This is a genomic window from Pseudomonas sp. 3296 (assembly GCF_031456615.1).
Classification (GTDB): Bacteria; Pseudomonadota; Gammaproteobacteria; order Pseudomonadales; family Pseudomonadaceae; genus Aquipseudomonas; species Aquipseudomonas mucoides.
The window spans coordinates 257,560-275,704 of sequence record NZ_JAVDUY010000010.1 but is presented as its reverse complement, the minus strand read 5'-3'; the positions used below and the strand labels follow the sequence as shown (position 1 = coordinate 275,704).

General features: G+C 59.1%; 19 protein-coding genes, 4 tRNA genes and 1 pseudogene. 12 read left to right on the top strand and 12 right to left on the bottom strand.

The features are described from left to right. Window position 1: 1 nt before the first annotated feature. Genes J2X66_RS27030 through yacG form a run of 3 tightly spaced genes read left to right on the top strand, consistent with a single transcriptional unit; the run spans window position 2 to window position 1,691 of the window. The gene (locus J2X66_RS27030) at window positions 2-874 is read left to right on the top strand and encodes an A24 family peptidase (protein ID WP_310270788.1); all 873 of its coding nucleotides are present in this window, start codon (window positions 2-4) and stop codon (window positions 872-874) included. Beyond that, window positions 871-1,494: a dephospho-CoA kinase gene (gene coaE / locus J2X66_RS27025; RefSeq protein WP_310270785.1), complete on the top strand. Its 624-nt coding sequence runs from the start codon at window positions 871-873 to the stop codon at window positions 1,492-1,494. The genes J2X66_RS27030 and coaE overlap by 4 nt, the downstream gene beginning before the upstream one ends. Continuing rightward, the gene (yacG, locus tag J2X66_RS27020; protein WP_310270782.1) at window positions 1,491-1,691 is read left to right on the top strand and encodes a DNA gyrase inhibitor YacG; all 201 of its coding nucleotides are present in this window, start codon (window positions 1,491-1,493) and stop codon (window positions 1,689-1,691) included. The genes coaE and yacG overlap by 4 nt, the downstream gene beginning before the upstream one ends. A gap of 4 nt (window positions 1,692-1,695) precedes the next feature. On the opposite strand, the gene J2X66_RS27015 is transcribed toward yacG, so the two are convergent. The 3 genes from J2X66_RS27015 to J2X66_RS27005 all read right to left on the bottom strand — a co-directional run bounded on the left by J2X66_RS27015 (window position 1,696) and on the right by J2X66_RS27005 (window position 3,128). Continuing rightward, on the bottom strand, window positions 1,696-1,911 hold the full coding sequence (locus J2X66_RS27015; RefSeq protein WP_310270777.1) for a hypothetical protein: 216 nt from the start codon (window positions 1,909-1,911) through the stop codon (window positions 1,696-1,698). Between the two features lie 63 nt (window positions 1,912-1,974). Continuing rightward, window positions 1,975-2,664 (bottom strand): energy-coupling factor ABC transporter permease, encoded by a 690-nt coding sequence (locus tag J2X66_RS27010; RefSeq protein ID WP_310270774.1) that lies wholly within the window; start codon window positions 2,662-2,664, stop codon window positions 1,975-1,977. Beyond that, window positions 2,661-3,128, bottom strand: a complete 468-nt coding sequence (locus J2X66_RS27005) for an FAD/FMN-containing dehydrogenase (RefSeq protein ID WP_310270892.1) — start codon at window positions 3,126-3,128, stop codon at window positions 2,661-2,663. Before J2X66_RS27005 ends, J2X66_RS27010 begins: the two co-directional genes overlap by 4 nt. A 128-nt stretch (window positions 3,129-3,256) precedes the next feature. Between J2X66_RS27005 and J2X66_RS27000 the strand changes: the two genes are divergently transcribed. From J2X66_RS27000 to J2X66_RS26980, 5 genes are all read left to right on the top strand, one after another. Continuing rightward, a complete protein-coding gene (locus J2X66_RS27000) occupies window positions 3,257-3,883 on the top strand; it encodes a DUF1780 domain-containing protein (protein ID WP_027924174.1) in 627 nt (208 codons plus the stop codon). Beyond that, window positions 3,880-4,407, top strand: a complete 528-nt coding sequence (locus tag J2X66_RS26995; RefSeq protein WP_310270770.1) for an MOSC domain-containing protein — start codon at window positions 3,880-3,882, stop codon at window positions 4,405-4,407. The genes J2X66_RS27000 and J2X66_RS26995 overlap by 4 nt, the downstream gene beginning before the upstream one ends. 50 nt (window positions 4,408-4,457) lie before the next feature. Further along, a complete protein-coding gene (locus J2X66_RS26990) occupies window positions 4,458-4,631 on the top strand; it encodes a DUF3094 domain-containing protein (protein WP_032833555.1) in 174 nt (57 codons plus the stop codon). Window positions 4,632-4,691: 60 nt separating this feature from the next. Next, window positions 4,692-5,990: an NAD(P)/FAD-dependent oxidoreductase gene (locus J2X66_RS26985; protein ID WP_027924176.1), complete on the top strand. Its 1,299-nt coding sequence runs from the start codon at window positions 4,692-4,694 to the stop codon at window positions 5,988-5,990. A 314-nt stretch (window positions 5,991-6,304) separates the two neighbouring features. After that, window positions 6,305-6,703 carry an EF-hand domain-containing protein gene (locus J2X66_RS26980; protein WP_310270766.1) on the top strand — a complete coding sequence of 133 codons (399 nt, stop codon included), beginning with the start codon at window positions 6,305-6,307 and terminating at the stop codon, window positions 6,701-6,703. 63 nt (window positions 6,704-6,766) lie between these two features. Here J2X66_RS26980 and J2X66_RS30375 read toward each other — a convergent pair whose 3' ends face one another. The 9 genes and pseudogenes from J2X66_RS30375 to rluD form a co-directional block, all read right to left on the bottom strand. After that, window positions 6,767-7,630: a methyl-accepting chemotaxis protein gene (locus J2X66_RS30375; RefSeq protein ID WP_405046810.1), complete on the bottom strand. Its 864-nt coding sequence runs from the start codon at window positions 7,628-7,630 to the stop codon at window positions 6,767-6,769. Then, a pseudogene (locus J2X66_RS30370) lies at window positions 7,622-8,392 on the bottom strand (MCP four helix bundle domain-containing protein); the annotation flags it as partial. The gene J2X66_RS30375 and the pseudogene J2X66_RS30370, both read right to left, overlap by 9 nt. 169 nt (window positions 8,393-8,561) lie before the next feature. Then, window positions 8,562-8,638 (bottom strand) — tRNA-Pro (locus J2X66_RS26970). A 96-nt stretch (window positions 8,639-8,734) separates the two neighbouring features. Further along, window positions 8,735-8,810: transfer RNA gene (locus J2X66_RS26965), tRNA-Lys, on the bottom strand. 5 nt (window positions 8,811-8,815) lie between these two features. After that, window positions 8,816-8,892, bottom strand: a tRNA-Pro gene (locus J2X66_RS26960). 9 nt (window positions 8,893-8,901) lie between these two features. Next, window positions 8,902-8,977, bottom strand: a tRNA-Asn gene (locus J2X66_RS26955). 299 nt (window positions 8,978-9,276) lie between these two features. Next, complete coding sequence (clpB, locus tag J2X66_RS26950; RefSeq protein WP_310270761.1) at window positions 9,277-11,841, bottom strand: ATP-dependent chaperone ClpB; 2,565 nt, start codon at window positions 11,839-11,841, stop codon at window positions 9,277-9,279. A 130-nt stretch (window positions 11,842-11,971) separates the two neighbouring features. After that, window positions 11,972-12,697 (bottom strand): peptidoglycan editing factor PgeF, encoded by a 726-nt coding sequence (pgeF, locus tag J2X66_RS26945; protein WP_310270759.1) that lies wholly within the window; start codon window positions 12,695-12,697, stop codon window positions 11,972-11,974. Then, window positions 12,694-13,656 (bottom strand): 23S rRNA pseudouridine(1911/1915/1917) synthase RluD, encoded by a 963-nt coding sequence (gene rluD / locus J2X66_RS26940; RefSeq protein ID WP_007942311.1) that lies wholly within the window; start codon window positions 13,654-13,656, stop codon window positions 12,694-12,696. The genes pgeF and rluD overlap by 4 nt, the downstream gene beginning before the upstream one ends. Before the next feature lie 151 nt (window positions 13,657-13,807). Here rluD and J2X66_RS26935 point away from each other — a divergent pair, with 151 nt between their 5' ends. The 4 genes from J2X66_RS26935 (at window position 13,808) to J2X66_RS26920 (ending at window position 18,108) form a co-directional block, all read left to right on the top strand. Then, entirely contained in the window at window positions 13,808-14,830 is a 1,023-nt protein-coding gene (locus tag J2X66_RS26935) for an outer membrane protein assembly factor BamD (RefSeq protein WP_310270753.1), read from the top strand. A gap of 122 nt (window positions 14,831-14,952) precedes the next feature. Next, entirely contained in the window at window positions 14,953-15,186 is a 234-nt protein-coding gene (locus J2X66_RS26930; protein ID WP_027924182.1) for a PP0621 family protein, read from the top strand. Further along, window positions 15,176-16,765: an ATP-binding protein gene (locus J2X66_RS26925; protein ID WP_310270749.1), complete on the top strand. Its 1,590-nt coding sequence runs from the start codon at window positions 15,176-15,178 to the stop codon at window positions 16,763-16,765. Before J2X66_RS26930 ends, J2X66_RS26925 begins: the two co-directional genes overlap by 11 nt. 2 nt (window positions 16,766-16,767) lie before the next feature. Further along, window positions 16,768-18,108 (top strand): sigma-54 dependent transcriptional regulator, encoded by a 1,341-nt coding sequence (locus J2X66_RS26920; protein ID WP_310270746.1) that lies wholly within the window; start codon window positions 16,768-16,770, stop codon window positions 18,106-18,108. Window positions 18,109-18,145 lie beyond the last annotated feature (37 nt).

Below are 18,145 nucleotides of genomic sequence, written 5' to 3'. Positions count from 1 at the left end.
CATGCCATTGACTGAAATCCTTACGGTTTACCCGGCGTACTTCGTGGTCATCGCCTTGGCGGTGGGCCTGGTGATAGGCAGTTTTCTCAATGTGGTGGTCTGGCGCCTGCCGAAAATGCTCCAGCGCGAATGGCGGCTGCAAGCCCATGACGTGCTGGGCGTGCCTCCCGAAGTGCCGGGCCCGACTTACAACTTGATGCTGCCCCACTCCCACTGCCCGCACTGCGACCATCGAATTCGCGCGTGGGAAAACATTCCGGTGCTCAGTTACCTGTTTTTACGCGGTCGCTGCTCAAGCTGCGCCGCACCGATCAGCAAACGCTACCCCCTGACCGAACTGACCTGCGGCCTGCTCTCGGGGTTTATCGCCTGGCATTTCGGTTTCGGCTGGCCGGCTTGCACGGTGCTGATCCTGACCTGGGGCTTGCTGGCGCTGAGCCTGATCGACGCCGAGCACCAACTGCTGCCGGATGTGCTGGTGTTGCCGCTGCTGTGGCTGGGGTTGATCGTCAACAGCTTTGGCGTTTTCGTCTCACTGCATGAGGCGCTCTGGGGGGCAGTGGTCGGGTATTTGGCATTGTGGTCGGTGTATTGGCTGTTCAAACTGCTCACCGGCAAGGACGGGATCGGCCATGGCGATTTCAAGTTACTGGCCATGCTCGGTGCCTGGGGCGGCTGGCAGATTTTGCCACTGACGATCCTCCTGGCATCGCTGGTAGGCGCCCTTCTCGGGGTGATTTTGTTGCGCCTGCGCGACGCGAAAACCTCGTCGCCAATTCCCTTCGGCCCCTATCTCGCGATTGCCGGCTGGATTGCCTTGCTCTGGGGTGGTCAAATAACCGACTTCTATTGGCAGTTTGTCGGTTTGAAATGAATATCCCTGTGCAAAAACCCTGGATTCTCGGCTTGACCGGCGGCATCGGCAGCGGCAAAAGCGCGGCCGCCCAACACTTCATCGACCTCGGTATCCACGTCGTCGACGCTGATCATGCGGCGCGCTGGGTGGTCGAGCCGGGGCGCCCGGCGCTGGCCGCCATCGCTGAACACTTCGGCCCCGGCGTGTTGCAAGCCGACGGACAACTGGACCGTGCCGCTCTTCGAAAACTGATTTTTGAGGTGCCGAAAGAACGTTTGTGGCTCGAAGGCTTGCTGCATCCGTTGATCGGTGAAGAAATCGCACACAATCTGGCCAAGGCACAATCGCCCTACGCGATTCTGGTTTCGCCACTGCTGATCGAGTCCGGGCAATACGCCATGACCCAACGGGTGTTGGTGATCGATGCGCCGGAACAGTTACAGATCGAACGCACCTTGCAGCGCGACCAGACCAGCGAGCAACAGGTCCAGGCGATCCTCAAGGCCCAGTCCAGCCGCGAAGACCGCTTGAGCCATGCCGACGATGTGGTGGTCAACGACCGCGACCTCGCCTGGCTGCACAGCGAGGTCGAACGCCTGCATCACTTTTACCTTACTTTGCGTGGAGGCCAGTCATGAGCCAACCAACAACCGTCGAATGCCCAACCTGTGGCGCGCCTGTCGAATGGAGCCCCGAGAACAAATTTCGGCCGTTCTGCTCGGATCGCTGCAAACTGATCGACCTGGGCGCCTGGGCATCGGAAGAACACAAGATTCCGGTCAGCCCGGACGCTGAAGACGAAATGTTCAGCGAAGATTTCGCCTCGCGTCACTGATTTCTCAGGGCCGCATAAAACCGTAATCCTGGTCGTCATCGAGGTTTTCCGCGAGAAAGCGCAACTCGTCAGCCAGGTCCTCGATACTGCGCACCGCCTTGCTTTGTTGCACCACTGCGCTGAGCAAGGCGCGCAGGCTCAACCCCGGATCAAAACCCACCTCCTGCGCCCCTTCAAGACTCTGACGCAGTTCCTGTCTTGCCCATTCGTACACACTCATGCCCATGCTCCTCAAGGTTTGGTCGAGCATGAGTTGACCGGCGGTTAGCCGATTTGATGTGGATCAAGACCTCGGATCGTCGTCTTTCCAGGGGGCCGACAGGTAGCGTGTGCGATTGAACGTCTCCAGCCATTCCGGGCAAAACACCACCAACGCGCTGACGATCATGCCGTTGATGAACGCTTCCGGAAAAATCAGCAGCCACAGATAACCGACAAAATCTTCCAGCCAATACGGCATGACAAAAATTTCGTCGTACCACAGCACCCACAGCGCCAATAGCAGACACAACAACGCCGACAGCGCCGCCGCAAAAAAGCCGGAACAGAAGATATAGACAAAGGGATTACGCGGTTGCGCGCGCTCCACCAGGATGGCCATGCACTCGGTGACCAGCACCGGCAGCAAGATCAGCAACGCCCCGTTCACACCGACGGCGATCAGGTCCTGACGCCCGAGCAGCACCAGCCCGAACTGCGCAATCAAGCCGCCGATGATTGCCAATGGCCAGTCCAGCAACAACGTGACGGCCGTCATGCCGATAAAGTGATAAGACACGCCGGTATCGAAATCCCGCCGCACCAGCCACAGCATAAACAGCGCGAACACCGTGCCGAACAGCAAATGCTGGCGCCGACTGTCGGTGAATAACTCCACCCACGGCGCACGCCAGATCGCCCAGAGCAGCACGGGCACATAGATCAGCCAGCCGACCGTCAGCGTTTCGGGTGACAGCAGCTCGGCACCGATCATGGCCGGACCTTCTCCAGCGCCTCATGCAGCTGCGCGGCCGTGCTGAATTCGTGTTGCGCCACCAATTGGCCTGCCTTGAGTTGCAGCCACAGCACCTTGTCCACCGCCCCTGGGTAACGCGGCACTATGCGCCCCTCACGGTCCAGCATTACCCTGTAGGAATAATCGCGCATGGCCGGAATAGCAAACATCTTCGCGATCAGCTGTGGCATGCGTTGGATGTCCGCTAGAAATACAACGTGCCGCGCCTCCAGATAGCCTTTGGGCTGGCCTTGCAACGCAGCCTCAACCAGTTTGGCGGCTTCCATGCTCCGCGCCACCAGCAGCGTCTGAGTCTGATTATCGAGCGTGAAGGCCTGATCGAACTGATCGAGCAGGGTCCAGGGCGCCAGTCGCTCACCCACCTCCAGCGCCTGGGCCCACACGGGTAGAAAACTGAGCAGCAACACCGGCCAATATTTCACGTTCACCCCTTGTCCTATCACTTATGCATGATGGCCATCAGTCTACACCGCCGATTCTGACTGCCCAGTGATCTCCAATGCCGGTAAACGGTTTCTGCTTGTCGCATTTGAACGCTAAGCTTGGGCCTATGGATGACTCAGATTATTTACGCCTGCTGACCATTGCGGCCGAGCAAGCCAACGCGTTCCTTTCCAATGCCCGCAAATGGGAGCGTGAGCGTTGGGTCTGCCAGCGCCTGCTGCAAGGGCTGAACATTTCCTACCGCGCCGACGAGTTCGCCCCGGCCGGGGAGCCGCCGGATGTGTTGTTTCGCGAGGCGAATTTCGAAGTGTTCTTCGTACTCGATGAGGGCCGCCGCCTGAACGACGAATGGCGCGACGAGCTGCAACGTCGGCGCAGCGCGTTTTCCCTGAGCCAGTTGGTGCGCCGCGAAGCCAAGCCTAAGCGCATCCCTGCCAATGAGTTTTTACTGCGACTGGCGCCAACCTTGCGCAAAAAAGCGCACAACTACAAAGAACGCGGCATGGACCTGGGGGAGCTCGACATCATCGCCTTCGCCAGCCTCAAGCGTGAAGTGCTGGACCTCAACAGCCATTTTCCGCCACCCACCGAATATTTGCGCCAGGGCTGGCGTTCGTTGTCGCTGGTCGGCCCGACATTCGCCCGGGTGCTGTTCGCGCACCCGGATGCGCCGGATTTCCTGCGCAGCAACCTGGGGCGCAGCATCGTCTTCGATGTTGGAATCAGCCTGTGAGCCCACTCCAGGAATTGATCGCACAAGTCCCGCAAACCGGCCGCGTCCGCTGGATCGGCGTGCGCCCGGCCCCTCATGTACCGATGATCGAACTGGATGCAGTGGAAGCGCGACTCGAGGCCGGTTTGACTGGCGATCGAGCCCGTCCCGGCATCCGTAACGCGCGGCAGGTGACATTGATTCAATGGGAACACTTGGCCGTCATCAGTTCGCTGATGGGGCGCCCGGACGATCAACCGGTTTTACCTGATGATTTGCGGCGCAACCTCGTTATTAGCGGTATCAACTTGTTCAGTCTCAAGGGCCGGCGCTTCCGGATCGGTCAGGCGATTTTCGAAACCACCGGTTGGTGCCAGCCTTGCACGCGTCTGCAAAACAACCTCGGCCCCGGGACCTTTCAAGCCGTGCGTGGCCATGGCGGAATCACCGCTCGGGTGATACAAAGTGGAATCATTCGACTGGACGACACGGTGAGCGTCGAGCCCATCCCGGACAGCGGCTATGCTCCGTTCAACGTGCGTTAAATCTGCCTGTAGCTTCTACACATTCAGCAACGTCTACTGACGAGGCCTTTATGACCAGCCGCCTGAACCCCGACGACCAAAAGCATGTCGAAGAGTACCTGCACTTGTCCCAGCACCAAGTCGAGCGCCGGCCTTTCCGGCCGTGGATGCTCCTGGTGGTGGTGTTGGCGGTGACCATAGGCCTGGGCCTGTTGAGCCGATTTATCAGTTACCTGACGCTATGAGCTGCCTTGCGCTCGCTCGGATAACCGTACCGATTTCTTTTAGCCTTGCGAGTTATCCCCATGTCCCATCGTATTGTTATTGTCGGCGGCGGCGCCGGCGGTCTGGAGTTGGCTACCCGTCTGGGTAAGACTCTGGGCAAGCGTGGCACGGCCAGTGTGATGCTGGTCGACGCGAACCTGACCCACATCTGGAAACCGTTGCTGCACGAAGTGGCGGCCGGGTCGCTGAACTCTTCCGAAGATGAACTCAACTATGTTGCCCAAGCCAAATGGAACCACTTCGAGTTCCAGCTGGGGCGCATGAGCGGGCTCGATCGCACGCAGAAAAAAATCCAGCTGGCCGCCACTTACGACGAAGCCGGCCTGGAACTGGTGCCCGCCCGTGAAGTGGGTTATGACTCGCTGGTGATCTCGGTCGGCAGCACTACCAATGATTTCGGCACTCAAGGCGCGGCGCAGCATTGCCTGTTCCTCGACACCCGCAAACAGGCCGAACGCTTCCACCAGCAACTGCTCAACCATTATCTGCGTGCCCATGCCGGGCAAACCGACAAGGTCGAACAGATCAGCGTCGCCATCGTCGGTGCCGGTGCCACCGGTGTTGAACTGGCCGCCGAGCTGCACAACGCAGCGCATGAACTGGCGGCTTATGGTCTGGACCGGATCAAACCGGAAAACATGCACATCACCCTGATCGAAGCCGGTCCACGGGTATTGCCGGCCCTGCCGGAACGCATCGGCGGGCCTGTGCATAAAACCCTGGAGAAACTCGGGGTCAACGTCATGACCAATGCGGCGGTCAGTGAAGTGACGGCCGACAGCCTGATCACCGCCGATGGCAAAGTGATCAACGCGAGCCTGAAAGTCTGGGCCGCCGGGATTCGTGCGCCGGGCTTCCTCAAGGACATCGATGGCCTGGAAACCAACCGCATCAACCAGCTGCAAGTGCTACCGACCCTGCAAACCACCCGCGACGAGAACATCTTCGCGTTCGGCGATTGCGCGGCCTGCCCGCAACCGGGTACCGATCGCAATGTGCCGCCACGCGCTCAGGCAGCGCATCAGCAGGCATCGTTGCTGGCCAAATCGCTGAAGCTGCGGATCGAGGGCAAGGCGTTGCCGGAGTACAAGTACACCGATTACGGCTCGTTGATCTCGCTGTCGCGTTTTTCGGCTGTGGGTAACTTGATGGGCAACCTGACGGGCAGCGTGATGTTGGAAGGCTGGCTGGCGCGGATGTTTTACGTGTCGCTGTACCGCATGCACCAGATGGCGCTGTATGGGGCGTTCCGAACGGCGATGCTGATGCTGGGCAGCAAAATCGGGCGAGGGACTGAGCCGCGATTGAAGCTGCACTAAAAACCCTGTAGGAGTGAGCCAGCTCGCGATCGCGGAGTGTCATTCAACATTGATGGCACTGACACACCGCCATCGCGAGCAGGCTCACTCCTACAATTGATCTCCATTGATTTGGAGATGTGTGTCTCACTGTATCTCCCCCCGCGTTTTCGCTCCTTCGCTTACAAACTCCCCCTTGCGCGACACAGTAGCGATACACCCATCCCGCTAAATGGCCACACCCGAGCAAGGCAACTCGCCAGCTTCGGTTGTCGCCGCACTTACGTGGCAACCCTTTATCGAGTGGTTGTGTCGTGCAACCCAGGAGAATTGAAATGTCCCGTACTACCAAAAACACTATCGGTCTGCTTGGCGCTGTTCTGGCTGGAGGCATGATGTTGACCGGCTCCGTCTTCGCTTCGCAGCCACTGACTCAAGGCTATCTGTTGGCCTCGGCTGAACAGGTGGTGAAAACCCCTGAAGGCAAATGTGGCGAAGGCAAGTGTGGCGACGCGTCGATGGCCAAGACCGACACTGATGGCGACGGCAAGGTCTCCCGCGCCGAATTCCAGGCGGTCGCGCCGAAGTCCAACTTCGACAAGATCGACACCAACCACGACGGCTTCATCGACGAGCAAGAGGCTTTCAACAACGTGAAAGCCAACTTCGAAGCCAACGGCAAAAAAATGCCAAAAGGCCTGTTCGAGCACCTGAAAGACCAAGACGGCGCCTAAGCCTCTGAGCACCACGCCCCGCTTTCTTCACCGAGAAGCGGGGCATTTTTTCGTCGGGCAGATTTACACCTGGAAGCGTTGCACCATGGTGCTCAACGAATTGGCCAGACGTGAGAGCTCATGGCTGGAGGCACTGGTCTGATTCGCCCCGGCAGCGGAACGCACGGACAGGTCGCGAATATTCACCAGATTGCGATCCACTTCTCGCGCCACTTGGGCCTGTTCTTCAGCCGCGCTGGCGATCACCATATTGCGCTCATGGATCTGGTGAACCGAGTCGGTGATGGTCTGCAGCGCTTCGCCCGCACGCTCGGCCAGGGCCAGAGTCGTCGCTGCGCGAGTTGAGCTCGCTTGCATCGAATCCAGCGCCTGGGTCGAGCCGCTGCGCATGCCCTGAACCATTTGTTCGATTTCCTGGGTCGATTGCTGCGTGCGATAAGCCAGTGCGCGAACTTCATCAGCCACCACCGCAAACCCCCGACCACTTTCCCCGGCGCGCGCCGCTTCGATGGCGGCGTTGAGTGCCAGCAGATTGGTCTGCTCCGCAATTGCACGAATCACATCCAGCACCTTGCCAATGTCCTGCGACTGGTTGGCCAGGGATTGAACCAGGCCACCCGTCACTTGCACATCACTGGCCAGCGCACCGATGGCCGTGACCGTTTCGCTGACGCGCTCCTGACCGGCGTGGGCGGATTCGCTGGATTGGCGCGTAGCGTCAGACGTCGACACTGCATTGCGAGCAACCTCCTCAACCGCTGTAGTCATCTCGTTGACGGCGGTGGCGGCTTGTTCGATCTCGTTGTTCTGCTGTTGCAGGTTTTGCGTGCTGTCGAGGGTGACCGCGTTCAACTCATCCGCCGCCGTGGCCAGTTGCGCCGCCGAGCCGCTGATACCTTGCAAGGTGTCACGCAGGTTCTGCTGCATGGTTGCCAGCGCCTTGAGCAAGCGGCTGACTTCGTCGTTGCCATGGGTTTCGATCGGCCGCGTCAGGTCGCCACGGGCCACGTTTTCCGCGGCCTGCAACGCTTCGCCCAAGGGCTTGACGATGCTGCGGGTCAGCAACATGGCGAGGCCGACGGTGGCCAGGGCCGCCAACGCGATGAACAGGCTGACGATCATTCGCGACGTGTCGTAATGCGCGGCGGATTTCTCGCTTTCGGCGGCGACTTGCTTGGCGAACAGGTCCGCCAGATCACTGAGCTGTTTACCGGAGCCATCGACCACGGTTTTCATGTCGATCAGCAGCAATTTGGTCAGTTCGTCACGACGACCTTGTTCCGCCAGGGAAAACGATTGGGCAATACCGGAACGGTAGGCCGCGAAGGTGGTTTTGAACTGGTCATATAACACCTTGCCTTCAGGTGTGTTTACCAGTTTGTCGTACGCCGCAATCCTGTCGCTGAGTTCCTTGTCGCGAGTATCCATCTGGCTGCGGTACTGAGGGATGTTGTTGGGGTCCTGATCCAGAGCCATGCGCAGGGAAATGGTACGGATGCGCAACATGATCTCGCGGATCTCGTCGCCACCGCGGATGCTCGGCAGCCATTGCTTCTCCACCGCCACCTCACTGTCGCGAATGCTCGCCATCTGCCCCAGCGCAAACACACCGAGCAAGGCGACCAATACGGCGATCAGGGCAAACCCCAAGGCCGCCCGAGGAGCAATATTCAACTGACGAAGCAACATAACGAACGCCCTTTTTTGTAATGGCCTGGATAAGGGGCGTGTATCGGCAGAACCCCGTCGCTTCGCTATCGGCAAGTTGTACGATGACTTGAAGGGGATCGCATTTTCGGTGGATAAAAACGGCAGACAAAAAAAATCCCCGTATCTTTCGATACGAGGATTTTTAATATGGTCGGGGTAAGGGGATTCGAACTCCTGACATCCTGCTCCCAAAGCAGGCGCGCTACCGGACTGCGCTATACCCCGGTAAAAAAAAGGCGACCTTCACAAGTCGCCTTCTTCGATCAGCGCTTTTGGCCTCTGATCTTAAGATCTGATCCCAGCGTTAACTGGTTTCAAAAATGGTGGGTCGTGTGGGATTCGAACCTACGACCAATTGGTTAAAAGCCAACTGCTCTACCAACTGAGCTAACGACCCAAAAATGGTCGGGGTAAGGGGATTCGAACTCCTGACATCCTGCTCCCAAAGCAGGCGCGCTACCGGACTGCGCTATACCCCGGTTTGAAATTGGCTCCGTGACCAGGACTCGAACCTGGGACCCAATGATTAACAGTCATTTGCTCTACCGACTGAGCTATCACGGAACTACATATTTCAATTTACAACGGTGAAGCTTTTTGCGTTCTCTTCGACCCGTTCGCATCGCTGCGTTCGTGTGTCTGAGGCGCGCTATTCTACAATCTTCAGCACCTCTGTCAACCCCCTAAATTGCTTTCAAGTTAATGATTTGCAACTTATTTTGGATTCCTGCTTGGGGAGCGGAAACCCTGACGGGTGACTGACTGCGGGGCGCACTTTACAAGCCTTTTCCTTAGAGTTCAACAGCCTGGCGAAAAAAAGGCCTCGCAATGCGAGGCCTTGTCGATTTTGTTGCCTGGATGGGTCAGACGAATACGATTTCGTCGTTTTCCACCACACCCTGTGCCGTATCGCCGGGCATGAAACGACCCGACAGAATCAACTGAGCCAGCGGGTTCTCGATCCAGCGCTGAATCGCTCGTTTGAGCGGACGTGCGCCGTACACCGGGTCGTAACCCACCGCGATCAGCTTATCCATGGCCTCAGGGCTCAACTCCAGCTTCAGTTCACGCTCGGTCAGGCGACTGCGCAGGCGACCCAACTGGATCTCGGTAATGCCCGCGATCTGATCCCGCGCCAATGGCTCGAAGATCACCACTTCGTCGACCCGGTTGATGAACTCCGGCCGGAAGTGGGTGGAAATCGCATCCATCACCGCCGCGCGCTGTGCCTCACGATCACCGACCAGTTCCTGAATCTGCACCGAGCCCAGGTTGGACGTCATGACGATCACAGTGTTCTTGAAATCCACCGTGCGGCCATGGCTGTCGGTCAAGCGGCCATCTTCCAGCACTTGCAGCAAGATGTTGAACACATCCGGGTGGGCCTTCTCGACCTCATCCAGGAGGATCACCGAGTAAGGCTTGCGACGCACCGCCTCGGTCAGGTAACCGCCCTCTTCATAGCCTACATAGCCTGGTGGCGCACCGATCAGTCGCGCCACGGAATGTTTCTCCATGAACTCGGACATGTCGATCCGCACCATCGCCTCTTCAGTATCAAAGAGGAACTCGGCCAGTGCCTTGCACAGCTCGGTTTTACCGACACCGGTCGGGCCGAGGAACATGAACGAACCGCTCGGGCGATTCGGGTCGGACAACCCGGCCCGGGAACGCCGCACCGCGTTGGAGACCGCGATGACTGCTTCGTCCTGACCGATCACACGCTGGTGCAACAGGCTTTCCATCTTCATCAGCTTGTCGCGCTCGCCTTCGAGCATTTTTGACACCGGAATGCCGGTCCACTTCGACACGACTTCAGCGATTTCTTCCTCAGTCACCTTGCTGCGCAACAACTGGTTCTCGCTTTTACCGTGCTGGTCGACCATTTGCAGGCTGCGTTCCAGGTCCGGGATCACCCCATATTGCAGCTCCGCCATGCGGTTCAGGTCGCCTTTACGGCGTGCGGCTTCCAGTTCCTGACGGGACTGTTCGATTTTTTGCTGGATCTGCGCAGAGCCCTGGACTTCGGCTTTTTCCGCGTTCCAGATTTCCTCCAGGTCCGAGTACTCACGTTCGTGACGAACGATTTCTTCCTGGAGTTTTTCCAGGCGCTTCTTCGCCGCGTCGTCGCTTTCTTTCTTCAGTGCCTGGGATTCCACCTTCAATTGAATCAGGCGACGCTCCAGACGGTCGAGCACTTCCGGCTTGGAGTCGATCTCCATGCGGATTCGGCTGGCCGCTTCGTCGATCAGGTCGATGGCCTTGTCCGGCAACTGACGGTCAGTGATATAGCGATGGCTAAGCTTGGCCGCTGCGATGATGGCGCCGTCGGTGATCGCCACCTTGTGGTGAACCTCATAGCGCTCTTTGAGGCCACGCAAAATCGCGATGGTGTCCTCTTCACTCGGCTCATCCACCAACACTTTCTGGAAGCGCCGCTCGAGGGCTGCGTCCTTCTCTATATATTGACGGTACTCGTTGAGCGTGGTCGCGCCGACGCAATGCAGCTCGCCGCGCGCCAGCGCAGGCTTGAGCATGTTGCCCGCGTCCATCGAGCCTTCGCCTTTACCGGCGCCGACCATGGTGTGCAGTTCGTCGATGAACAGAATGATCTGCCCTTCCTGCTTCGACAGCTCGTTGAGCAGCGATTTCAGGCGCTCTTCAAACTCACCGCGATACTTGGCACCGGCGATCAGCGCCCCCATGTCGAGGGACAGCAGACGTTTGCCTTTCAGGCCGTCCGGCACTTCGCCGTTGATGATGCGCTGGGCCAGACCCTCGGCAATGGCGGTTTTACCCACACCAGGCTCACCGATCAGCACCGGGTTGTTTTTGGTACGGCGTTGCAGGACCTGAATGGTCCGGCGAATTTCGTCGTCACGGCCGATGACCGGATCGAGCTTGCCTTCTTCGGCGCGCTTGGTCAGGTCGACGGTGTATTTATCCAGCGCCTGGCGCGATTCCTCGTGGTTGGCATCGTTGACCGCTTCGCCACCCCGCAGGTTATTGATCGCGTTTTCCAGGGCTTTCTTGCTCACGCCCTGCCCCAGCAACAACTTGCCGAGCTTGCTGTTCTCGTCCATGGCGGCGAGCAGCACGAGTTCGCTGGAGATGAACTGGTCGCCCTTCTGCTGGGCCAGGCGATCAGCCTGATTGAGCAGGCGCGCCAAGTCCTGCGACATGTTGACGTCGCCGGTCGGGTTCTGGATTTTCGGTAGCTGGTCGAGCTCTTTGGTCAGCTCTTTACGCAGACTGTTGACGTCGAAACCGACCTGCATCAGCAGGGGTTTGATCGAGCCACCCTGCTGTTCGAGCATGGCCTGCATCAAGTGCGCCGGCTCGATGCCGGGATGGTCGAGGCCGACGGCCAGGGATTGGGCGTCGGAGAGTGCTAACTGCAATTTGCTGGTTAATCGATCTATGCGCATGGGTCACCTTCCTTTTGAGCAGGCCGGACCTATAAAACATCCTGAATGAAGAAACCTGCCAGATACCGTTATAGATGCGGTCGATTCTGGGAGTTTCAAGCGTCGATCAGTTGATGCAGATCAGAGAAGTCTAGCGTTCCAGCCAGATAAGGGAGGCAAACCGACCGGTGCGCGGACTGCGGCGGTAAGAAAAGAAGCGCGGATCGGTCACGGTGCAGAAACCGCCACCATAAACAGCGGTGACACCACGGGCCGCGAGGCGCAAACGCGCCAGCTCGTAGATATCGGCCATGAACTTGCCAGCATTGGCACTCGGCACAAAGGCTTTGGCAGCTTCAGGCAATTGATCGACGAAGGTTTCACGCACTTCCGGGCCGACTTCAAAGGCTTCGGGGCCAATGGCCGGGCCGAGCCAGACGAGCACTTCCTCCGGGGGTACAGCCAACGCATCGAGCGTCGCTTCCAGCACACCCGCCGCCAATCCACGCCAACCGGCGTGGGCCGCGGCAACGCGAGTGCCGGCACGGTCGCAAAACAGCGCCGGCAAGCAGTCGGCGGTCATCGCTGCGCAGGCGATACCGGGCGTGGCTGTCCAACTGGCATCGGCAGTGGCTACCAGGCTTGGGTCCGCATGGGCCACGGCGATGCCGTGAACCTGCTGCAGCCAGGCCGGTTGAATAGAGAAATGATCGGTAAGACGACGGCGATTTTCGGCGACAGCTTCGGGGCTGTCGTCGACGTGATCGCCGAGATTGAGGCTATCGAACGGCGCCAGACTGACGCCGCCCGCACGGGTGGTCACACAGGCTTTAACCCCGGCAGGCGCAGGCCAGTCGGGAATCAGCCAGTCACTCATCCGATGAACGCCTCACGGTCTTGCTTGAGCAGGGTCAGCAACCAGACAAAATCGTCCGGCAGTGGCGATTCCCAGCTCATGCGTTTACCGGTGGTCGGGTGATCCAGTTCCAGGAACCGCGCGTGCAGTGCCTGACGCGGGAACGCCTTCAACGATTCGACCATGGTCACACTGGCTGCCGGCGGGATACGGAAGCGACCGCCATAGGCAGGGTCTCCGACCAACGGGTAGTTGATGTGGGCCATGTGCACACGAATCTGGTGGGTACGACCGGTTTCCAGCTTCACCCGCACGTGAGTGTGGGAGCGGAAACGCTCGAGCACGCGGTAATGGCTGACGGCTTGCTTGCCCCCTTCCATTACGGCCATGCGCTGGCGTTGCTGGCCGTGACGACCGATTGGTGCATTGATCTTGCCGCCTGCCGTCACCACGCCGATCACGATGCATTCGTAGATCCGGCTTACGCTGCGGCTCTGCAATTGCGTGACAAGCTGTGTCTGCGCCTGAATGGTCTTGGCCACCACCATCAGACCGGTGGTGTCCTTGTCCAGGCGATGCACGATACCGGCGCGGGGCACATTAATGATGTCCGGCACGTGGTGCAGCAAGGCGTTGAGCAAGGTGCCATCAGCGTGACCGGCGGCAGGATGCACCACCAGGCCCGCGGGTTTGTTGATCACCAGGATGTCGTCGTCTTCATAGACGATGTCCAGCTCGATGTCTTGAGCGATCCATTCGCCCTGAGCTTCCTGCTCGGCGGTCAGTTCAAGAATGGCGCCACCGTGGACGATGTCTCGCGGGCGGATAACCGCCCCATCCACAGTCAGGCGGCCGTCTTTGATCCAGGCGGAAAGGCGCGAGCGCGAGTGCTCAGCGAATAATTGTGCGGCGACTTGATCGAGGCGTTGGCCGCCCAATTCGGACGGCACCTCTGCGCGAAGTTCAATTTTATCGGACATGCTCAGACTAGGCGTCGGCACAGCCTTTGGTTTCGGCTGCGCGCTTGTGGTTAAATACGGCGTCTTTTGCCCCGAGGCTATTCAACGGGGCGCTCATCATAACAGGACGGCCCCGCCCAAGACAGCGGCCGTCATAGGGACGCAAGCCGCCATGCAAGTGAAACACCTGCTGCTGATCGCCATCCTCGCATTGACCGCTGCTTGCTCATCGAAGGAAGTCGTAGACGAAAACCTTAGCGAAGTCGAGCTGTACCAGCAGGCTCAGAACGATCTGGACAATAGTAGCTATACCAGCGCCATTGCCAAGTTGAAGGCTCTGGAATCGCGCTATCCGTTCGGTCGCTACGCTGATCAGGCTCAACTCGAGCTCATTTACGCCAACTACAAGAACACCGAGCCTGAAGCCGCCAAGTCTGCTGCCGAGCGTTTCATTCGCCTGCACCCGCAGCATCCGAACGTGGATTACGCCTACTACCTGAAAGGTTTGACGTCGTTCGACCAGGACGTCGGCCTGCTGGCGCGCTTCCTGCCGCTGGACATGACCAAGCGTGACCCGGGTGCCGCTCGCGACTCCTACAATGAGTTCGCCCAGCTGACCAGCCGCTTCCCGAACAGCCGCTACTCGCCGGATGCCAAGCAGCGCATGATTTACCTGCGCAACCTGCTGGCCTCCTACGAGATTCACGTTGCCGACTACTACCTGACCCGTCAGGCCTATGTCGCCGCCGCGAACCGTGGTCGTTATGTGGTGGAAAACTTCCAGGAAACCCCGTCCGTCGGTGACGGCCTGGCGGTCATGACTGAAGCCTACCAGCGGCTGCACTTGGACGAACTGGCAGCCACCAGCCTCGAAACCCTGAAGCTCAACTACCCGAACCACCCAAGCTTGGTGGACGGTCAGTTCCAGCCTTCGGTTGCCGAAGCCGACAACCGTTCGTGGTTGAGCAAGGCCACCCTGGGCCTGATCGAATCCCGTCCGCCGCTGCCGCCGGGTGAAACCCGCGCCAACCAGGACGTGCAGAAACAGTTCCAGGACGCCAAGGACGCGATTCCGAGCGAACTGAAGCCTAAAGATGGCAATGGCGACGCAGTCGAAGAAGAGCAACACGAGTCCGAGGGCAACAACAGCGACCGCTCGTGGTTCAGCTACATGACCTTTGGCGTGTTTGACTGACACCTCAGGTTGTACAAAAAGGAGCCTTGCGAGGCTCCTTTTTTGTGGGCGTGATGATTACGCTGTGCGCTCGGCATGACCTTGGCTAAACTGCTTAATCACTCGTCATAAAGCAGCTCACCATGCTTCGTTTACTGTTCTGGATCGCCCTGATTGCCGCTGCAGTATGGTTCTGGCGCAAGTTCAAGGGCGCGGCTAACGCCCCAAGGTCCTCCGCCGAGCTGGAGGCGGCTCCCATGGTCCGTTGCGCCCATTGTGGCGTGCACTTGCCCCGCGACCGCGCGCTGAGCCTTCAACAACAGTGGTATTGCAGCCAGGCTCACCTTGAGCAAGGCCCGGGCCCCAGTGGTCGCTGAGACCTCCAGTCCCGGCGGCAAACAAGCTCAGCGACTGCTGCGCCTCTATCACCTCTACCGTTTAAGTATCGGCATCACCCTCGTACTGTTGATGACCAGTAACCTGGACAACCAGTTGCTGGCGTTCGCCAATGACGACCTGCTGCGTAATGGCAGCTGGTTGTACCTGGTACTGAACATTCTGCTTGTGGTGTTCCTGGAAAACACCCGCCGGCCGGCGCAGCTGTTCAGCCTGGCGCTGGTCGATGTCTTGCTGCTCTGCGGTTTGTTCTACGCTGCGGGCGGAGTGGCCAGCGCCATCGGCAATCTGCTGATTGTGTCGGTGGCCATCAGCAATACGCTGCTGCGTGGGCGTGTCGGCCTGTTAATCGCCGCGGTCGGCGCGCTGGGCATCGTCGGTTTGAGCTTCCTCCTGAGCTTCAGCCATCCGGCCAGCCCCAACGATTACCTGCAAGTCGGCATGCTCGGTGCCCTGTGTTTTGCCTCGGCGTTGCTGGTGCAAGGGCTGAGCAGACGCCTGGAAGTCAGTGAACACCTCGCCGAACAGCGGGCCAGCGAAGTGATGGGGCTCGAAACCCTCAACGCACTCATTCTGCAACGCATGCGCACGGGCATTCTGGTGCTCGACGAACAGCGTCGAGTGCAGTTGGCCAACCACAGCGCATTGATCCTGCTGGGGCATAAAGCACTCGATGGACGGCTGATCGATGACTTTTCCCCCACGCTGGTCGAACGCCTGCAATTGTGGTTCAACAATCCAGCCTTACGTCCGCAAAGCCTGAAAATCCCCGGCAGCGGTCTGGAGCTGCAACCCAGCTTCATTGCCCTGGACCAAAGCCCGAATCCTCAGACCCTGGTTTTCCTCGAAGACATCGCTCAGGTCGCACAACAGGCACAGCAACTGAAACTCGCCGCCCTCGGTCGACTGACGGCGGGTATTGCCCATGAAATCCGCAATCCATTGGGTGCCATTAGTCATGCCGCGCAATTGCTGCGCGAATCCGAGGAACTCAACGGGGCGGACCGGCGTCTGACCCAGATTATTCAAGACCACTCTCAGCGAATGAATCGGGTTATCGAAAACGTCCTGCAACTGTCCCGCCGCCAGCAAACCATCCCGCAACGGCTGGACCTGAAGCCGTGGCTGGAACGGTTCGTCGCTGAAACCCGTGAGAGCACGAACGACGCCCAGCAAATTCACCTGCGCATGGGTTCCGGCGACTTCAACACCTTGATGGACCCGAACCAGCTCACCCAGGTCCTGGACAATTTATTGCGAAATGCCTGGCGCTACAGTGCCCTGAATCACGACACGGCTCAGGTCTGGCTCGAGTTGTTTGTCGATGCCGACAGCCAATTGCCGATCCTCGAGGTTGTGGACGACGGCCCCGGCGTGACGCCCGACCAGCAGGGGCATTTGTTCGAGCCGTTTTTTACCACCAGTAGCCAAGGCACAGGCCTGGGGCTTTATCTGTCCCGTGAGCTGTGCGAAAGCAACCAGGCCCGCCTAGACTTCAAACCACGCCAAGGCGGCGGCTGCTTTCGCATCACTTTTGCTCACGGACGGAAACAAAGTTGAACATGAGCCCACGGCCCAAAGTCCTGATCGTCGACGACGAACCGGATATCCGCGAACTCCTGGAAATCACCCTGGGACGGATGAAACTCGATACTTTCAGCGCCCGAAACCTCGGCGATGCGCAAGCGTTGCTGGCTCGGGAAACCTTCGATCTGTGCCTGACCGACATGCGCCTGCCCGACGGCAGCGGCCTTGAACTGGTGCAGCACATCCAGCAGCGTTACGCACAGGTGCCGGTGGCGATGATCACCGCCTACGGCAGCCTTGAAACAGCTATTAGCGCGCTCAAGGCCGGTGCCTTTGACTTCCTGACCAAGCCGGTCGACCTCACTCGCCTGCGGGAACTGGTCACCAGCGCCCTGCGCCTGCCTGCTCCAGCCGACGCCAGTACGGCGATTGATCGCCGGCTGCTGGGCAACTCGTTGCCCATGCGCAGCCTGCGCAAACACATCGACAAACTCGCCCGCAGCCAGGCGCCGGTGTACATCAGCGGCGAGTCCGGCAGCGGCAAGGAATTGGTTGCAAGACTGATCCACGAACAAGGCCCGCGAGCCCATCATCCCTTCGTCCCGGTCAACTGTGGGGCGATTCCGTCAGAGCTGATGGAAAGCGAATTCTTCGGGCATCGCAAAGGCAGTTTCAGTGGTGCCATCGAAGACAAGCGCGGACTGTTCCAGGCCGCCCGGGGAGGCACGCTGTTCCTCGATGAAGTCGCAGATTTGCCGTTGCCGATGCAGGTCAAACTGCTGCGTGCGATTCAGGAAAAAGCCGTGCGCAGTATCGGTGAGCAACAGGAAACCGTGATCGACGTGCGCATTCTTTGCGCCACCCACAAAGACCTTGAGGCCGAAATCACCGCCGAACGCTTTCGTCAGGATTTGTACTATCGGCTCAACGTGATCGAACTGCGGGTTCCGCCCTTGCGCGAACGCCGTGACGACATCGAACCACTGGCCAGCCATGTGCTCAAGCGCTTGGCAGCCGGTAGCGGCCGACCTCCCGCGACGCTCCATCCGCTCGCCTTGGATGCGCTGAAAGGCTACCGATTTCCGGGCAATGTGAGAGAACTGGAGAACGTACTCGAACGGGCTCACACCTTGTGCGAAAACAAGCAGATTGAAGCCAGCGACTTACGTCTGGCCGACGGTAATTGCACGGCAGAAGGCGGGCTTGCGGACCTGACGCAGATCGACAATCTGGAAGACTATCTGGAAAACGTCGAGCGCAAGGTCATCCTCCAGGCACTGGAAGAAACCCGCTGGAACCGCACGGCGGCGGCTCAGCGGTTGAATCTTTCGTTCAGGTCGATGCGTTACAGACTGAAAAAACTCGGGCTGGATTGAGGCCCCCTTCGCGGGTTTGCTCGCGAAGGCAATATGA